The 15,529-nt window shown below is 70.4% G+C and carries 12 protein-coding genes and 8 pseudogenes; 10 read left to right on the forward strand and 10 right to left on the reverse strand.

Annotated features, from left to right (window positions below; genetic code table 11):
• Positions 1-126: 126 nt before the first annotated feature.
• Positions 127-507 carry a winged helix-turn-helix transcriptional regulator gene (locus ACZ6R9_RS23340; RefSeq protein WP_380478941.1) on the reverse strand — a complete coding sequence of 127 codons (381 nt, stop codon included), beginning with the start codon at positions 505-507 and terminating at the stop codon, positions 127-129.
• 142 nt (positions 508-649) lie between these two features.
• On the opposite strand from ACZ6R9_RS23340, the gene ACZ6R9_RS23345 reads away from it, so the two are divergent.
• Positions 650-1,057, forward strand: coding sequence for a RidA family protein (locus tag ACZ6R9_RS23345; RefSeq protein WP_266571041.1), 408 nt, complete (start codon positions 650-652; stop codon positions 1,055-1,057).
• Between the two features lie 75 nt (positions 1,058-1,132).
• On the opposite strand, the pseudogene ACZ6R9_RS23350 reads toward ACZ6R9_RS23345, so the two are convergent.
• A pseudogene (locus ACZ6R9_RS23350) lies at positions 1,133-1,351 on the reverse strand (IS701 family transposase); the annotation flags it as partial.
• A gap of 269 nt (positions 1,352-1,620) precedes the next feature.
• Between ACZ6R9_RS23350 and ACZ6R9_RS23355 the strand changes: the two are divergent.
• Both ACZ6R9_RS23355 and ACZ6R9_RS23360 read left to right on the forward strand, forming a co-directional pair.
• On the forward strand, positions 1,621-2,184 hold the full coding sequence (locus tag ACZ6R9_RS23355) for a CinA family protein (RefSeq protein WP_380478938.1): 564 nt from the start codon (positions 1,621-1,623) through the stop codon (positions 2,182-2,184).
• Positions 2,165-3,190, forward strand: coding sequence for a DNA topoisomerase IB (locus ACZ6R9_RS23360; protein ID WP_465540336.1), 1,026 nt, complete (start codon positions 2,165-2,167; stop codon positions 3,188-3,190). Before ACZ6R9_RS23355 ends, ACZ6R9_RS23360 begins: the two co-directional genes overlap by 20 nt.
• Positions 3,191-3,269: 79 nt before the next feature.
• Here the strand turns inward: ACZ6R9_RS23360 and ACZ6R9_RS23365 are convergent, their stop codons facing one another.
• From ACZ6R9_RS23365 to ACZ6R9_RS23380, 4 genes are all read right to left on the reverse strand, one after another.
• Positions 3,270-3,485: a CDGSH iron-sulfur domain-containing protein gene (locus tag ACZ6R9_RS23365; protein WP_465540079.1), complete on the reverse strand. Its 216-nt coding sequence runs from the start codon at positions 3,483-3,485 to the stop codon at positions 3,270-3,272.
• Positions 3,486-3,602: 117 nt separating this feature from the next.
• Positions 3,603-4,319, reverse strand: coding sequence for an iron-containing redox enzyme family protein (locus ACZ6R9_RS23370; RefSeq protein ID WP_465540081.1), 717 nt, complete (start codon positions 4,317-4,319; stop codon positions 3,603-3,605).
• Positions 4,320-4,374: 55 nt separating this feature from the next.
• Positions 4,375-4,689, reverse strand: a complete 315-nt coding sequence (locus ACZ6R9_RS23375; protein WP_380478931.1) for a DUF6296 family protein — start codon at positions 4,687-4,689, stop codon at positions 4,375-4,377.
• Positions 4,690-4,835: 146 nt separating this feature from the next.
• Positions 4,836-6,023, reverse strand: coding sequence for an alcohol dehydrogenase catalytic domain-containing protein (locus ACZ6R9_RS23380; protein WP_380478929.1), 1,188 nt, complete (start codon positions 6,021-6,023; stop codon positions 4,836-4,838).
• 311 nt (positions 6,024-6,334) lie between these two features.
• On the opposite strand from ACZ6R9_RS23380, the pseudogene ACZ6R9_RS23385 reads away from it, so the two are divergent.
• Positions 6,335-6,688: pseudogene (locus ACZ6R9_RS23385) on the forward strand (ornithine decarboxylase); the annotation flags it as partial.
• A gap of 27 nt (positions 6,689-6,715) precedes the next feature.
• Here the strand turns inward: ACZ6R9_RS23385 and ACZ6R9_RS23390 are convergent.
• Entirely contained in the window at positions 6,716-7,684 is a 969-nt protein-coding gene (locus ACZ6R9_RS23390; RefSeq protein ID WP_465540083.1) for an SDR family NAD(P)-dependent oxidoreductase, read from the reverse strand.
• Positions 7,685-7,831: 147 nt separating this feature from the next.
• On the opposite strand from ACZ6R9_RS23390, the pseudogene ACZ6R9_RS23395 reads away from it, so the two are divergent.
• The 3 genes and pseudogenes from ACZ6R9_RS23395 to paaK form a co-directional block, all read left to right on the forward strand.
• Positions 7,832-8,573: pseudogene (locus ACZ6R9_RS23395) on the forward strand (SDR family NAD(P)-dependent oxidoreductase); the annotation flags it as partial.
• Between the two features lie 367 nt (positions 8,574-8,940).
• A complete protein-coding gene (gene paaI / locus ACZ6R9_RS23400) occupies positions 8,941-9,372 on the forward strand; it encodes a hydroxyphenylacetyl-CoA thioesterase PaaI (RefSeq protein WP_380478925.1) in 432 nt (143 codons plus the stop codon).
• Positions 9,369-10,721: a phenylacetate--CoA ligase PaaK gene (gene paaK / locus ACZ6R9_RS23405; RefSeq protein WP_380478923.1), complete on the forward strand. Its 1,353-nt coding sequence runs from the start codon at positions 9,369-9,371 to the stop codon at positions 10,719-10,721. Before paaI ends, paaK begins: the two co-directional genes overlap by 4 nt.
• Positions 10,722-10,959: 238 nt before the next feature.
• On the opposite strand, the pseudogene ACZ6R9_RS23410 reads toward paaK, so the two are convergent.
• The 3 pseudogenes from ACZ6R9_RS23410 to ACZ6R9_RS23420 all read right to left on the reverse strand — a co-directional run.
• A pseudogene (locus ACZ6R9_RS23410) lies at positions 10,960-11,688 on the reverse strand (Ig domain-containing protein); the annotation flags it as partial.
• 201 nt (positions 11,689-11,889) lie between these two features.
• Positions 11,890-12,600, reverse strand: a pseudogene (locus ACZ6R9_RS23415) (S1 family peptidase); the annotation flags it as partial.
• Between the two features lie 524 nt (positions 12,601-13,124).
• Positions 13,125-13,262: pseudogene (locus ACZ6R9_RS23420) on the reverse strand (exodeoxyribonuclease III); the annotation flags it as partial.
• 95 nt (positions 13,263-13,357) lie between these two features.
• Between ACZ6R9_RS23420 and ACZ6R9_RS23425 the strand changes: the two are divergent.
• The 3 genes and pseudogenes from ACZ6R9_RS23425 to ACZ6R9_RS23435 form a co-directional block, all read left to right on the forward strand.
• Positions 13,358-13,843, forward strand: a pseudogene (locus tag ACZ6R9_RS23425) (recombinase family protein); the annotation flags it as partial.
• Positions 13,844-13,895: 52 nt separating this feature from the next.
• Positions 13,896-14,906, forward strand: a complete 1,011-nt coding sequence (locus ACZ6R9_RS23430; protein ID WP_465540085.1) for a recombinase family protein — start codon at positions 13,896-13,898, stop codon at positions 14,904-14,906.
• A gap of 316 nt (positions 14,907-15,222) precedes the next feature.
• A pseudogene (locus ACZ6R9_RS23435) lies at positions 15,223-15,522 on the forward strand (family 4 glycosyl hydrolase); the annotation flags it as partial.
• Positions 15,523-15,529: the final 7 nt, after the last annotated feature.

The raw sequence follows: 15,529 nt of genomic DNA on the forward strand, positions 1-15,529 counted from the left end.
AGGCACGGATCCCCCGGTGATCATGAAGCGTAGAGAACTCCATGATCGGGTGAACCGTGCCTGCCCTGCTGCCAGCACCTACTGGCGGACGCCCTTAGTACTCCAGCTGTAGATCGTGATCAGCGGTCAGGCGTCGAAGCGGTGGCGGGCGGCCTCGATGTGCCCGAAGTAGCGGTGGGTCCAGTCGCACATTCCGTCGACGGTTTCGCGTAGGCCCTGGCCCGGCTCGGTGAGGGTGTATTCGACACGCGGCGGGACGGTGGGGTGCACGTCTCTCTCGACCAGGCCGTTGCGCTCCAGCATGCGCAGGTTCTGGGTGAGCATCTTGTGGCTGATGCCCTCGATCTCGTTCCGCAGTTCGCTGAAGCGCAGGGTGCGTTCACCGAGAGTCTCGATGATCAGGAATGCCCACTTGTTGGCAACGTCGGAGAAGATCTCTCGCGCCAATGAGTCCGCGCGCCTGAGGTCTGCTCCCTCGGATGGGCCCTTGATCTGTTTGGTCACCATCGGGTTCCCCAGTCACTGGAAAGTGCGTTCTTCCATGTCAGCGTCCACTCTCCTACGGTTCCTGAGTAACCGCAAGAGACCGAAGGTGCCCTCGTTGGGCGGACACGAGCCCACAGGCGCTCAGGACAAGGAGGCAGGCAGCATGGCCGTCAACCTGGTAAACCCGAGTGGATTGCCCAAGATCGATGTCTACCGGCAGGTGTCGATCGCAACTGGGTCGAAGCTGGTCTTCATCGCCGGGCAAGTCGCCTGGGATGCCGAGGGGATCACGGTCGGCGAAGGCGACCTCGCCGCGCAGGTCGAGCAGTGCTACCTCAACATCGGCACCGCTTTGGCCGAGGCTGGCGGCTCCTTCGACGACGTGGCGAAACTGACCTTCTACGTCGTCGACTGGACCCCCGACAAGATGCCGCCGCTGCTCGAGGGGATCTCCCGGGCGGCCGCAAAGCTGGGCACCACCCCGGTCCCGCCGGCCACGCTGCTGGGCGTTGCGGCACTGGACGTTCCCGACCATCTGGTCGAGATCGAAGCCACCGCGGTCCTCGACTGAACAGATGCCCTTTGCCCGCTGAGCACCGAAGTGGCCAGCTGCGGTGCTCAGTTGCCAACCAGCGTGCTCGGCACATCATGTCTGGTTCGCGGCTTGCCGGTGGTAGTGGCCGGCTCGGGACCGAGCCTGGTGACGTCGCCGCCAGTCGGACCAGCCGATCCGGTGGGCGGCGTCGTGCACGGGGCGCACGACCGGGGCGACGAACAGGCGCTGGATCTCATGGCAGGTGAGCGGTATCAGCTCCTCCGGAGCGGGGTGCCGGGCGTGCTCGTCGGCACGGACGACAGCGAGGAACCCTTCCCGCCATCGAGCGGGATCCATGCTGTGACCTGCGGCCACCGTCTCATCGTCAGTCCACACAACTCACGATGATCAACGGTGGCCGTATCCGTCCCCGCGCCGGCCCTAACCAGCAAGATCACGATCTACAGCTGGAGTATTAGGACGGGATTTCAACGCGGGTGAGCGCACGGTGGTCGCGGCGTGCAGCACTTCAAGCGGTGCCGGCGGGTGCCTGCCGGCCGTTTTGGACGGCTGGACCGGGGCAGCCGCGGAGCGTGCACGTGGCATCGACCGAATCCTTCGCGACCCGCAGTGGGCAGTTGGCGCGGCAGGTGATGGCGGCGCTCTCCGCCGCAGGGCACACCGTGTCGGCCGCCGAGTCGCTGACCGGTGGGCTGCTGTCCGTGGCGCTGGCGGACGCGCCCGGGGCGGGGAAGGCGTTCCGGGGCGGCGTCGTCGCCTACACCACCGGGATGAAGCGCGAGCTGCTCGGCGTGGACCCGGACCTGCTGCGGGCGGAAGGCCCGGTGGACCCGCAGGTTGCCGCTGCGATGGCGCGTGGTGTTCGACGGGTCTGCGGCACCACGTACGGCCTGGCGACGACCGGCGCTGCCGGGCCGGCCCCGCACGGCGGCGCCGAGCCGGGCACTGTCTTCGTGGCACTGGCCACGCCCACGCTCACCCTGGTCGATCGGCCTGCGGCGGTCTCCGGCGACCGCCACGCCGTCCAGGCGAACACGGTTCGTGCGGTGCTCGAACTGTTCCACCGCACTCTGCGCCCACCCGCCGACGATGGGGGCCGTATCTGCGGGGGCGGCGATGACGATGAGGCTGCGGACCAGTGACCCGCATCGACCCGGCTGGCGGAGGGTCCGGCACGGGCGGGGATTCGGGTACCGCGACGTCGACGGTGCGGTGATCCGCGATCCCGAGGTGCGGCGGCGACTTGCCGCGCTAGCCATCCCGCCTGCCTGGAACGATGTGTGGATCTGCCCCGACCCGCGCGGACACCTGCAGGCGGTCGGCACCGATGCGGCCGGACATCGGCAGTACCTCTACCACCCGCAGTTCCGGGAACAGCAGGAGGCAGCGAAGCACGCCCACGTGCTGGCGGTCGCGGAGTGCCTGCCGAAGGTACGGGTCAGGGTGGCGGACGATCTCGGGCGGCGCGGCCTGTCCCGGACCAGGGTGCTGGCGGCGGCCGCGCGCCTGCTCGATCTGGGAATGTTCCGGGCCGGGTCGGCGAGCTACGCGGCGGAGAACGACAGCTACGGGCTGACCACGCTGCTGCGCGCGCAGGTGGCGGTGCGTGGGGAGCGGATCAGGTTCGCCTACCCGGCCAAGTCCGGACGGCGGCGTGAACTGACCGTCATCGACCGGGAGTGCGCGGCCGTGGTCCGCGCCCTGCTGCGGCGGAACGAGCCCGAGCCGGCCCTGTGGGCTTCCTGGACCGGTGGCCGGTGGCAGCAGGTGGATGCGGACGCACTCAACGCGTATCTGCGGGAGGCTTCGGGGACGGACCTGACGGCCAAGGACCATCGCACCTGGCACGCGACTGTGCTCGCCGCCGTCGGCCTGGCGGTGTCCTGGCCGCAGGCCGCGTGTTCGTCGGCGGCACGTCGGCGGGCCGCTGCGCGGGTGGTGCGGGAGGTGGCCGGGTATCTGGGCAACACCCCGGCGGTCTGCCGGGCCTCGTACCTGAACCCGAAGCTGTTCGAGTGCTTCGAGCGCGGTGTCACGGTGGCCGACGCCCTGCCCGAGCTGGCGGCCGGCGGTCCGCCGCCGGGGCCCGGACTGCCTGGGATCGGGGAGGACGTCGAGCGGGCCGTCGCCCGGATGCTCACCGAGTGAGTGAGACGCCACGCTCCGGGTGAACTCACAGGTGTGCGCGCTGTTCGCGACCGCGCCAAGGATCTTCCCGACGGCGGGCCTACCGGGAAGCCGGCGGTACCGGAGTGGAAGACGGAGGCTCGGAGCGGGAGCGACCGTGCCAGCGGTGGCTGGTGTCGCACAGCGGGTAGTGGCGGCTGCGACGGCAGGTGCAGACGGCCACCACCGGGCGGTCGCAGTACAGCGTGCTGCCGTCGGGCAGCAGCAGCTCCACCGGTCCGTCGATCAGCAGGGGGCCGCGCTCAGTCAGGCGCACTCGTGAGGCAGGTGGGTCGTCGTCAGGGGCGGACACTGCGTATCACCGCCAACTCCTCGGTGCGAACGCCTGGTTCGACCAGCCCGTTCGCCTCGAACCACTGCGCCCGGGAGGTCATCACCGGGCCGAAGTCCTGCGACTTCCGCGCTGTGATGTCGGGTCCTGCGACTTCCGCGCTGTGATGTCGGTGTGCAGGCCGGCGGAGCGCAAGCGTCGGACGGTGGCGTCGGGATCGGCCAGTGAGGACCGAACGAGGAGCAGCACTCCGCCGGGATCGAACAGCTGGGCGTGCGCCCGCTCCGGCCGGCCCGCGCCGTACTCGTCGTACTGCACGGCGACCAGCGCGGCTTTCGCCGGGTTCGGCAGCCGCGGTACCGCCCACATCTGGGGGTCTGCCTCTTTCAGGTGGTACAGCGATCGGTGGGCCAGGTACTCGCCGGCCTGCGTCCTGGTCCCGCGCGCCAGCAGGTGGTGCGAGGGCCCGTCGCCGTCCGGCGGGTCGACCAGCAGGCCCGCCAGCACCTCGGCGAGCGGCGCCGGCCGCCCGACCTCGCGGCGCAGCGCGGCGAGGAAGACCGCCTCCAGCTCGGCGCGCAGGGCAAGCAGTTCCGGTGACCACTCCCAGCCGTCATCGACGCCCGCGAAGCCCCGGTAGTGCAGCTCATAGCAGACGTACAGGGCGAGTTGGAGGTCGTCCCCCCAGGGATCGCCGGCCGGTGCCGACGAAGGCAACGCGTACCGGCCGGAGCCGCCCAGGGCAGTCAGAACGGCTGCGGAGAGGGGGCCGCGCGGGGCCGGCGGCGGCGGTGCGGTCGGTGGGGGAGGGGCAGTCACGGCGGGTCTCCCTCCGAACGCAGTTCCAGGACATGGCCTTTGGGGCCGCCGCCGGCTACCTGGCCGCCGCCCGCGCCTCCGACCGGCTCGAACAGGACCTCGGCCGACTGCCCGACACTGCCGAACTCGGCGAGATGCCTACGGCAGGGGCACGGCGTGCAGGCAGGGGTCGGACGTCCCGTCCGGGAGCGGGCAGCACGATCGCCACATCGCCGTCGATCTCCACCCGCAGGTCGCCGGCGGAACTTTCCCAGACGAGTCGCCCGTCAGGCCCGACCGCATCGGTGGAGTGAACGATGACCACGGTTGGTGGTGCATGGCGGCCGACGGCGCCGGGCAGAGTCACCGCGTACCGGCGAGTGGGGTCCATGGTGGTCGACCTCCATGGGATTCCCCCGCATGGGTGCGGCAGGCGTCTCTCGCCCGTCGCGGCTCTCGTCGTTCGAGCGGGCGCGGGCGTACGACGGCCTGCGGTCCACCCTCCTCTTGCGCGGATCACGGCGACAGGCAAGCGGCTCAGGGACGGAACACCACCTTCACCGCGCCGTCCCGCTTCTGCTGGAACATCTCGTACCCCGCCGGTGCCTCGTCCAACGGCAGGTGGTGGGTGGCGAACGTGTCGACGCCCAGCGGGTCCGCGTCGGTGAGCAACGGCAGCAGGTCGTCCGTCCAGCGGCGGACGTTGGCCTGGCCCATCCGCAGCTGGATCTGCTTGTCGAACATGGTGAGCAGCGGGAGGGGGTCGGTCATGCCGCCGTAGACGCCGACCACCGAGATGGTGCCGCCGCGGCGGACCAGTTCGATGGCCAGGTGCAGGGCCTGCAGGCGGTCCACGCCGGCCCGCTGCATCAGCGCCCGGGCGAGCGCGTCCGGCAGCAGGCCGGTGGCGCGCTGCGCGGCGGCTGCGCCGGGGGAGCCGTGCGCCTCCATGCCGACCGCGTCGATCACGCTGTCCGGGCCGAGGCCGTCGGTCAGGTCGAGAACGGTCTCGGGCAGTGCGTCGGGCAGGTCGTTCAGGTCGAGGACGACGGCGCCGCGGTCCCGGGCGCGCTCCAGCCGCTCGGGCACCAGGTCCACGCCGATCACCTGCCTGACGCCGTGGCGCAGCAAGGCGATGCGCACGCACATGTCGCCGATCGGGCCGAGCCCGAGCACCAGCAGCGTGCCGCCGTCCGGGACGTCCGCGTACTCGACGGCCTGCCAGGCCGTCGGCAGCACGTCCGACAGGAACACGAACCGGTCGTCAGGCGGCCCGTCCGGCACCTTCACCGGCAGCGTGTCGCCGAACGGAACGCGCAGCAACTCGGCCTGACCGCCCGGTACTTGACCGTAGAGCTTGGTGTAGCCGAACAGTGCCGCGCCGCTGCCGTACTCGCGCACCTGGGTGGTCTCGCACTGCGAGTGCAGGCCGTCCGCGCACATCCGGCAGGTGCCGCAGCTGACATTGAACGGCACCACCACTCGGTCGCCCGGACTCAGCGTGCGGACCGCCAAGCCGGTCTCCCGGACGGTGCCCATCGCCTCGTGCCCGAGGATGTCGCCCGGGTCCAGGAACGGCCCGAGAACCTCGTACAGATGCAGGTCGGAGCCGCACAGGCCGGTCGACGTCACCTCCACCAGCACATCCGACGGATCCTCGATCTGCGGGTCGGGCACCTCCTCGACCCGCACGTCCCGCCTGCCCTGCCAGGTCACCGCGCGCATCGCGCACTCCTTCCGCCGGTCGTCTCCGCCCGGGGTCCGCCGGGCCCGACCCCGCGTCTGCCCGGGACGACCGCACCCCAAGCGGGCCATGGGCGGTTTCCGGAAGCGGGCGACGGGCAGGCGCGCCGCATTGACCAGTCGCAGGCTCCCGTGGTGGAAGCGCTTTCCGCACTGCACGCCAACCCGCTCGTCGCGTTCACCCCACCCGGCCACAAGCAGGGCCGCGGCGCCGACCCCAGGGTGCTGGACGTCCTCGGCGCGGACGTGTTCCGCTCCGACGTGCTCGCGACGGGAGGCCTCGACGACCGCACGACGGCCTGCACGTCCACGGCCGCGACGACTTCTGCGGACCCGGACTCGCCGCCGACCTCGACCCCCTGCAGGTCATCATCGACATCAGCGCCCTCGGCACCACTGGCTACCGGGCCGGCGACTGGCTGCGCTCCCACCGCCAGATCACCGCCCACGTGTGCGACCACCGCCGGATCAGCGCCCAACTCACCCACGCCGACGACGCCACCACCACCGGCGCCCTGCTCGGCGCCCTCGAAGAACTCGTCGAACACGCAGATGAGTTGACCCCGGCCCGGCAGGTGGAGGTGCCGTCGCCCGCAGAACTGCGCCTGGAACAGGCCCGGTTGCCGCGCGACGCGTTCTTCGGTCCGCTGTTCCCAGGTCGGCCCGGAGCGCCGTCAAGAGCCTTGCGCCCCGGGCTCGTTGGTATGCCTCGCGGCCCGGTCCGCCAGGGCGGTCAGGGCCGGGACGAGGCGGCCGGTGCGGCGGGCGGCGTCTTGGCCCGGGCAGTTGTGATCCGGATCCGGGCCGGGGCCCGGGAGGAGGCGGGCGGTGAAGGCCAGGGCGCGGCCGGCGGTGGCCGGGGCGAGGGCCTGGATGCGGGTGGCGAGCTTGGCCGCGGGGGTGAGGGTGAGCTCGGCCCGGCCGGACTCGGTGGCGCGGACGATCCGCCGCGCCGCGCGGCCCGCGTCCATCGAGAGCAGCGGTGCGCCGGACGCGGTGGCGAACCAGGAGTACTCGTGCCGGGCCCGGCCCGAGAACTGCGCGGCCAAGTGGGAGCCTGTCCGCATCAACCCCGGTGTCACAGTGGTGACTTGGATGCCGCTTCCGGAGAGTTCCACCCGCAGACCGCGGGACAGCGCGGCGAGTGCGGCCTTGGCCGTGTTGTACGGCAGCAGGTGCGGGGCCGGGACGGGGCCGCCGATCGAGGCGATCGTCACCAGCGAGCCGGCGCCGCGGTCCCGCATGCCCGGCAGGACGGCCAGGATCAGCTCCAGCGGGGCGCGGACCATGGTGTCCCAGGCGCGGCGGAAGTCCGCCGCGTCCATGGCCGCCAGCGGGCCGACCTGGATCACCCCGGCATTGTTGACCAGCACGTCCACCGGGCCGAGCCGGGCGGTCACCCGCTCGACCAGTTCGTCCGGTGCGCCGGGCGCGGTCAGGTCGCACTCGAGTGCCGCGTACCGGGTGGTCAGCCGCGCCAACCGCTGCTCGGCGACCAACAGCTGCTGCCCGTCCCGGGCGCACACCGCCACCTGGCAGCCGCGCCGGACCAGTTCTTCGGCGACCAGCAGGCCGAGCCCGCGCGAGCCGCCCGTCACCAGTGCCGTCTTCCCCTCCAGCTCCACCCGTGCCACGGCTGCCACCTCTCCTCCGCAGAGTTCTGCCGTTTCGCTGTGCGGCGCGCCTGCCCGGGCCGGGCCGGACAAAAACAGATCCGACCAGCCGACGAGGGAACAGCTGTACAACGGGGCCAAGCACCGCAACGTTCACGGCCACTCGATGACGAACAAGTGTCCGCCAAGTGTCCGCTCGTCCTTGGATCGGTCACCGGCGGCAACGCGGGCATCGGGTACTTCGTCGCCGAGCAGCTCGCGGGCGCCGGGGCCACGGTCGTTCTCGGTAGCCGCGACGCGGCGAAGGCCGAAGCCGCGATCGCCTCCATCGGCTCGCGCGTGCCCGGCGCCAAGGTGAGGTACGTGCCGATGGACCTGGCCGATCTCGCTTTCAGTGGAGGCCTCCGTCGACGCGCTCGGGCTGGACCGCCTGGACGCGGTCGTCCACAACGCGGGCGTGGCGCTCGACCACCCGCCACGTCGCGAGACCAGGGCCGGCCACGAGCTGATGTTCGCGACCAACCACCTGGGCCACTTCGCCCTGACCCACTACCTGACGCCCCTGCTCGCGGCGACCCCGGGGAGCCGGATCGTCGCGACCGGCAGCTTCGCCGCCAAGTCCGAATCCCTGGACCCCGACGACCTGAGGAGCAGCTACGACTACTGGCCCAAGCGTGCCTACGCACGCTCCAAGCTGGCCCAGATGCTCTTCGCCGTCGAACTCGACCGCCGCCTGCGTGCCGCCGGCAGCACGACGACGAGCGTGCTCGTCCACCCCGGCGGCGCACTCGACGCCCTCACCCCCGCGCGCCCGCCGCTCCATGCCAGGACCATCGGCGAGCGGCTGCGCCACCTGCCGCTCGGCCTTGTCGCGAGGCGGCCCGTTCGACGCAGGCCTCGGTGCAGGTGGCCGCGAGTCATTGACTGGCCATCAAGTAATCGATCCTCCAGCGGACAGAACAGCTCGTCGGATCGTTCGAGGACCTGGACGCGTCGGCGGAGATCACGCCATGGAAGCGTCCGGACCCGGGGCCGTGGCTGACCGATCGGCAGGGCGAGTGGGACGCGATGGTGTGGGCGAAGGTCGACCGGGCGTTCAGGTGGGCGAAGGAGTTCGCGGACGTGGCGCATTGGACGGAGGAGAACCGGCGAAGAAATCGGGTCGGTCCTGGGCGTTCGGCGACATGCGCTCACCTCTTGACAGGCACTGCCGATGCTGGATTACTTGGCCGAAATCGAGACTGTAACCGAATGTTCGGTCGGGCGACAAGAGTGGTGAAATGCATATGAATCGACCACCCGACGGCACGGTCGCGGCAGGACCCGCCCAGCTGATGTTCGCCGCGGACACGGCGTCCCGGAGCCTGGGAATTCAACTCCTGGCCGCCGGCGACGGAACGGCCTCGGCGACCATGACGGTGACCCCGCAGATGGTCAACGGCCACGGCATCGCGCACGGCGGATACCTGTTCCTGCTGGCCGACACCACCTTCGCCTGCGCCTGCAACAGCCACGGTCCGGTCACCGTCGCGGCGGGCGCCGACATCACCTTCGTCGCCCCGGCACGCGAAGGCGACCTGCTCGTGGCGACGGCACACGAGCGCACCAGATTCGGCCGCAGCGGCATCTACGACATCACCGTCCTGCGCGGCGACGAGGTGATCGCGGAGTTCCGCGGCCGCAGCCGCAGCCTCAAGGATGTGAAGGAGACACGATGAGCACGACCACCGGCACGACGCGTTCCGTCGGCGGGCCCCGGCGACTGGGCGACGCACTCCCGAGCGGTCTGCGGGACGAGGGCGAGCGCCTGGACCCCGAGGAGCTGAAGGCGCTCCAGCTCACCCGGCTCCGGAGCACCCTGGAACACGCCTACCGGAACGTCGATTTCTACCGCCGTAAGTTCGACGAGGCCGGCGTCCGGCCCGAGGACTGCCGCACACTCGCCGACCTCGTCCGCTTCCCGTTCACCACCAAGGCCGACCTGCGCGACAACTACCCCTTCGGCATGTTCGCCGTCCCGAGGGAGGAGGTCCGCCGGATCCACGCCTCCAGCGGCACCACCGGCCGCCCCACCGTGGTCGGCTACACCGCGAACGACCTGTCGATGTGGGCGGACATGGTGGCCCGGTGCATCCGCGGGGCCGGCGGCCGCCCCGGCGACATCCTGCACAACTCCTACGGCTACGGACTGTTCACCGGTGGCCTCGGCGCCCACTACGGCGCCGAACGCGCGGGCTGCACCGTCATACCGGCTTCGGGCGGCATGACCGCCCGCCAGGTCCAGATCATCCAGGACTTCCGGCCCAGGATCATCATGGTCACCCCCTCCTACATGCTGACGCTCCTCGACGAGTTCGAGCGCCAGGGCATCGACCCGCGCACCAGCTCCCTGGAGATCGGCATCTTCGGCGCCGAGCCGTGGACCGAGGAGATGCGCCGTGAGATCGAGGAGCGCCTGGACATCCACGCCGTCGACATCTACGGCCTGTCCGAGGTGATCGGCCCGGGGGTGGCCGGCGAGTGCGTCGAGACCAAGGACGGCCTCCACATCTGGGAGGACCACTTCTACCCCGAGGTCGTCGACCCCCTCTCCGACGAGGCGCTGCCCGAAGGCGACAGCGGCGAGCTGGTCTTCACCTCCCTCACCAAGGAGGCCCTGCCGATCATCCGCTACCGCACCCGCGACCTCACCCGGCTGCTGCCCGGCACCGCGCGGCCCGCCTTCCGCCGCATGGAGAAGGTTACCGGCCGCTGCGACGACATGATCATCTTGCGCGGCGTCAACGTCTTCCCCACCCAGATCGAGGAGATCGTCCTGCGCATCCCCGCCCTCGCCCCGCACTTCCAGCTGGAACTGACCCGGCGCGGACGCATGGACCACATGACCGTGCGTGTCGAAGCACGGCCGGACGCGACCGCCGACGAGCGCGGGGCCGCCGCCGCAGCCCTCGCCAAGGGCGTCAAGGACGGCGTCGGCATGACCGTCGGCGTTGATGTCGTCGACCAGGACACCCTGGAACGCTCGCTCGGCAAGCTGCGCCGGGTCGTCGATTCGCGGAAGTCGTGATCACACGTCCGGGACCCTGATGGCATGACCCGTCCTCCGTCCGACGGCGTCCCCCGGCCCGGCGCCCCCGTCCCCGACCGGACCCCCGCCGAGGCCCGGCGACGGGCCCCGCCGAGTCGCTCGGCGGGGCGCGGGCCGCACCCTGTGCTGGGCGCCTTGAACCCGACCCCGCCGCGCTGAGGACTCAGCCCGGCGGAGCCACCGGAAGCGTTCGGGTGGCTCCGCCGGGCCGTGGGGCTCAGCTGGTCTGGATCGCGGTGTCGTCGATCACGAAGCTGGTCTGCAGCGAGGCGTCCTCGACGGCGTTGAACTTCACCGTCACCGACTGGCCGGCGTAGGCCGACAGGTCGATGGTCTTCTGGGTGTAGCCGGTGTTCTTGTCGAGGTTGGAGTACGTGGCGACCGAGGTGCCGTTCGCCGTGACGGTGAGCTTGTCGTACGCGCTCGACGTGGTGGTCTCGGCGGTGTCGATGTGGAGCCAGAAGCTCAGCGACGCCTTGCAGCCGGTCGGGATGGTGACGGTCTGCTGGATGCTGTCGGTGTGGGCGGAGCCGTAGCCGTCCATCCAGGCCTTCCAGGAACCGCTGTGCGCGGCCTGCGAGGTGGAGTTGTCGACCACACCGGAGGTGGTGGTCCACGGGGCGGCGGTGCCGGTCTCGAAGCCGGGGTTGCCGAGGAGCTGCGCCGGGGTACAGGTGCCCTGGTTCGTGGTGACCGTCCAGGAGAACGTGGTGGAGGCGGTCTTGTTGGCCGCGTCCTTGACGGTGACGGTCACCGAGGAGCCGCCCGCAGTGGTGGGGGTCCCGCTGATCAGACCGGTGGAGGCGTTGATCGACAGGCCGGCGGGCAGGCCGGTGGCCGAGTAGCTCAGCGGGGCGGTGCCGCCGGACGCCTGGATCTGCAGGTTGACCGAACCGTTGACCACGGTGGACTGGTTGCCCGGGTTGGTCACCGACACGGCCGCGCCGGCCGGCTTGGTCAGCAGGCAGCCGCTGACGTTCAGGTCGATCACCCGGCCGGTGCCCAGGCAGGTGGTGAACCAGTAGGTCTCCTCACCGTAGCTCTGGCCCTTGGTGACGGTCGTGGTGCCGTCCGCGGCCACCTCGCACGGGTTGTTCAGGGTGCACATCGCGCCGTCGTCGTTGCCGGTGTTGTTGATGCCGACGACCTTCTTGCTGGCGGCGTCGACGATGGGCGAACCGGACGTGCCGTGCGTGGTGTTGCAGCCCGCGCTGTAACGCAGCGAGTCGTGCCAGGTCCACTGGTCCTCGCGCAGGGTGCTGACGAACCCGTTGATCGAGCAGTTCCACACCTGCTTCCAGTACGAGGACGGTATGTACATCGCCGACCCGTCGACCGGATGGGTGTCGCTGATCGTCAGCGCCGTCGCCCCGTACTTGGTGGTGATGGCGGCGAAGGTGTCGGTGAGCTGGTACAGCGCGACGTCGGTGCCGGTCATCGTCGCGTACAGCACCTTGTCCGCCTGGACGGTGCCGAGCGAGGTGCCGGCGGAGTCGAGCAGCGTGCCGCTGCGGCTGGCGGTCGCGTTCTGGATGACCTGGCCGGCCGACGGCATGGTCGGCAGGCAGTGGCCGTTGGTCAGCATCATCGCCCGGTCGGTGTCCACCGAACTCGGGTAGCGGACCAGCGAGGCGGAGCAGTTGCTCAGCGCGATCGTGGAGGTCAGGTCGCCCGCCTGAACGGCCTGCGCGGGAGCGGCACCGAAGGTCAGGGCACCCGCGACGACCGCGACCGCGCCGAGCGCGGCGGCGAATCTCTTGAACATGGCTCTCCTTGTGGGGGATTGCAGGCGTGCGACCGGGTGGTGCACGTCCGCGCCGCACGAAAATGCCATGGTCACTTCAATGCGGTCAACCATATCGACGGAACTCGTGGTCGAAGCCCTCCGCAGAAGCCCCCGTCGGCCCGTACTTCTGACGTACCGTCAAATCGCGTATGGGCCGAAACCCGTTCGTCGCCGATGGGCTGCGCACCTTGGCCCTCGCTCCGGGGATACGAGTTGCCCGGTGGCGATCAGGGCGAGGCGTGAGAAGAGAGTGCCGGAGAATCCGAAGAAGTCGACGGAGCGTCCGACCGCCACTGCCACCCTGGAGGCCGACGCCCCCGTCGGCGGTGGAGACGAGCCGGTCGGCTACGGAGACCGCGCCCGTCGGTGGTGAGGATCAGGGCGCGGCCGCCGTCGGCTCCGTCTCGACGTTGACAACTCGATTCGCCCCGCCGATCGACGGCTGGCCCCACCCCCTCCGAACGGGGGCGACCTGCGAACCGTGCTTTGCGGTCCAAGGAGGGGCCAGAACACTCTGGGGGCTCCGCGCCGAGCAGGTGCGGCAGTGACCTGGGAGGATTCAGCGGATGCTTCATCTTCCGCTGGTGGTATGGGAGTCAGGCGATGTCGAAGACGGCCGTGACGGGCGCGTGGTCCGACCAGCGCTCCGCGTGGGTGGCGGCGCGTTCGACGCGGGCCTCGACGGAGCGGGCGGCGAGGTCGGGGGTGGCCATCAAGTAGTCGATCCTCCAGCGGAACGACGCGTTTTCTGAAAGGGTCCACCCGTTCGAGTGTGGGTGGTTCGGATGCGTCTGCTGGCCTGGGCGGTTGGGGGCTACCCGTGGGCAGTATGACGACGTTGGCGCCGGTTCGGGCGGTGGTTGGTTCGCGTGTCTCGGACACGCACGGGGACGAGGGCAAGGTATCGCACCTGGTCCAGGCGGAGTCGGCGGCGCGGCATGCGCTGTCGAAGGAGTGGGAGATCGTCGGGTCGTTCGAGGACCTGGACGTGTCGGCGGAGGTCACTCCGTGGAAGCGTCCGGACCTGGGGCCGTGGCTGACCGATCGGCAGGGCGAGTGGGACGCGTTGGTGTGGGCGAAGGTGGACCGGGCGTTCCGGTCGGCGAAGGACTGCGCGGACGTGGCGCACTGGGCTGAGGAGAACTACAAGGTCCTGGTCTTCACCGACGACGGCATCACCCTGGACTACCGCAAGGGGAGGGAGAGCTCGTTCGGGAACGAGCTGGCGAAGGTGTTCCTGATGCTGGCCTCGATTTTCGCGGAGATGGAGCTGAAGCGGATCAAGGCCCGCGTCGCCGGCGCGCACCAGGCATCTGCGGAAGACGGACCGTTGGGCGGGCGGGCAGCCGCCGTACGGGTACCGGATCGTGGATCGGCCCGGCGGCGGGCGGACGCTGGAGCCGGACCCGGTCACGTCCGAGGCGGTCCGTTACATGGGCAAGCTGCTCCTGCAGGGGCAGAGCCAGTGGATGATCGCCACGGCCCTGGAGGCCGCCGGCTTCGACACCCCCGCCACCCACGTGTTCAAGAACCAGGGCGAGACGTACTCGAGCAAGCGCAAGACGCCGCCGTCGAACCACTGGAACGCCTCCAGCATCGGCAAGATCCTCCGCTCACCGGCCACGATGGGCCTCAAGCTGATCGGCCGCTCCGTGAAGGCCCGCAAGCTCGCCCGCGACGCGAAGGGCCTCCCAATCCGAATGGCCAAGCCCCTCTTCACCGACGAGGAATGGGCGGCGATCCAGGCCGCGATGGACGAGCGGTCGGTGACCAGAGAACGCGCGAACGGGGCCGCACCGTGGCTGGGGGTGGTGCACTGCGACCGGTGCGGGGACCGGCTGTATCGGCAGGAGAACCATGCCCGCAACGGCCGCATCTACGAGTACTACCGGTGCGTGCGGAAGACCGGGAAGCCGGCGTGCAAGGGGCAGTCCGTCAAGGGGGAGCGGGCCACCGCCGCGGTCGCGGCACTGGTGGAGCGCCTGGCCGGCGTGGCGATGACGGTCCGCAAGTTCATCCCCGGTGAGGACCACACCGAGCAGCTGAACCACGTCGCCCAGGCCATGAAGGACCTGCGCGAGGAGAAGCGCCGCGGTCTGTTCGACTACCCCGGTGGCGCTGACGAGTACTCCGAGGCCCTCGAGGTCCTCGTCGAGGAACGCTGCCGCCTCGCTGCTCTCCCGCAGCGACCCGCCGCCTGGATCGACGTCGAAACCGGCCAGACCCTCGCGGACGAGTGGGCCCGAGCCGACCAGGAGCACCGCCGCCAACTGCTGATCGGCCTCAAGGCGAGGCTCTACATGACATCGACCTTGGAAGGCTGGCACCTACCGTCCAGCCTGGCCGAAGCAGCTCGAATAGGACGAGCCGCCTGCTGACGGCCGAACTACGGTCGGCACCGAGTCCGCGGGTCCACAGCTCCGGACCCGGGCGGCCCGTAGCTCTGCATCAACCTCCTACGGACGTACACCGCAGGGCGACCCGGAGTGGCTTCGGACGGCGTCGTTGATGGCGCATGCGGTGGCGAGGTAGGGCGAGACGGTACCGACGATCGCGGCGTTCGGCGAGCTGGTTGCGGCGGTGAGCGGGGCGGACTTCGTCATCAACGTGGTCAATTTCGGCGGCCACCCGGCGACGCTCACCGACTTCGCGGTTCCGCGCGAGTTCGACCTTCGGTAGACGGTCGGCGACAGTCTCGGAGCCGGCGGCGTCTTCCGTGCCCTGCGGACCTTCCCGGTCCTGGGCGAGATAGTCGAGGCGATCGTGCGAGAGGCGACGGATGCATGGCTGCTGGACTATACGAACCCGATGTCTATGCACCTCGGCTATCTGGCGCTGCGGCGGCCGCCCCGCCGAGAGGGATGCCCTCACGACGGCACGGCCGCTTCAACCTGGCAGGAAGGTCCACGTCCCGGTGTGCCGACGACCGGAGATCTGCCGCAGTTTCGACTGCCCGGTTCGGGGTTCGCCGGACTGGTGGTCCCAGCACACTAGGGAGTGG

The organism is Kitasatospora sp. NPDC048662 (assembly GCF_055587065.1).

Bases quoted from the DNA above. Each gene is read 5' to 3' on its own strand.
- ACZ6R9_RS23340 (WP_380478941.1), bottom strand. From the start codon at position 507: ATGGTGACCAAACAGATCAAGGGCCCATCCGAGGGAGCAGACCTCAGG.
- ACZ6R9_RS23345 (WP_266571041.1), top strand. From the start codon at position 650: ATGGCCGTCAACCTGGTAAACCCGAGTGGATTGCCCAAGATCGATGTC.
- ACZ6R9_RS23360 (WP_465540336.1), top strand. From the start codon at position 2,165: ATGAGGCTGCGGACCAGTGACCCGCATCGACCCGGCTGGCGGAGGGTC.
- ACZ6R9_RS23375 (WP_380478931.1), bottom strand. From the start codon at position 4,689: ATGGACCCCACTCGCCGGTACGCGGTGACTCTGCCCGGCGCCGTCGGC.
- ACZ6R9_RS23380 (WP_380478929.1), bottom strand. From the start codon at position 6,023: ATGCGCGCGGTGACCTGGCAGGGCAGGCGGGACGTGCGGGTCGAGGAG.
- paaI (WP_380478925.1), top strand. From the start codon at position 8,941: ATGAATCGACCACCCGACGGCACGGTCGCGGCAGGACCCGCCCAGCTG.
- paaK (WP_380478923.1), top strand. From the start codon at position 9,369: ATGAGCACGACCACCGGCACGACGCGTTCCGTCGGCGGGCCCCGGCGA.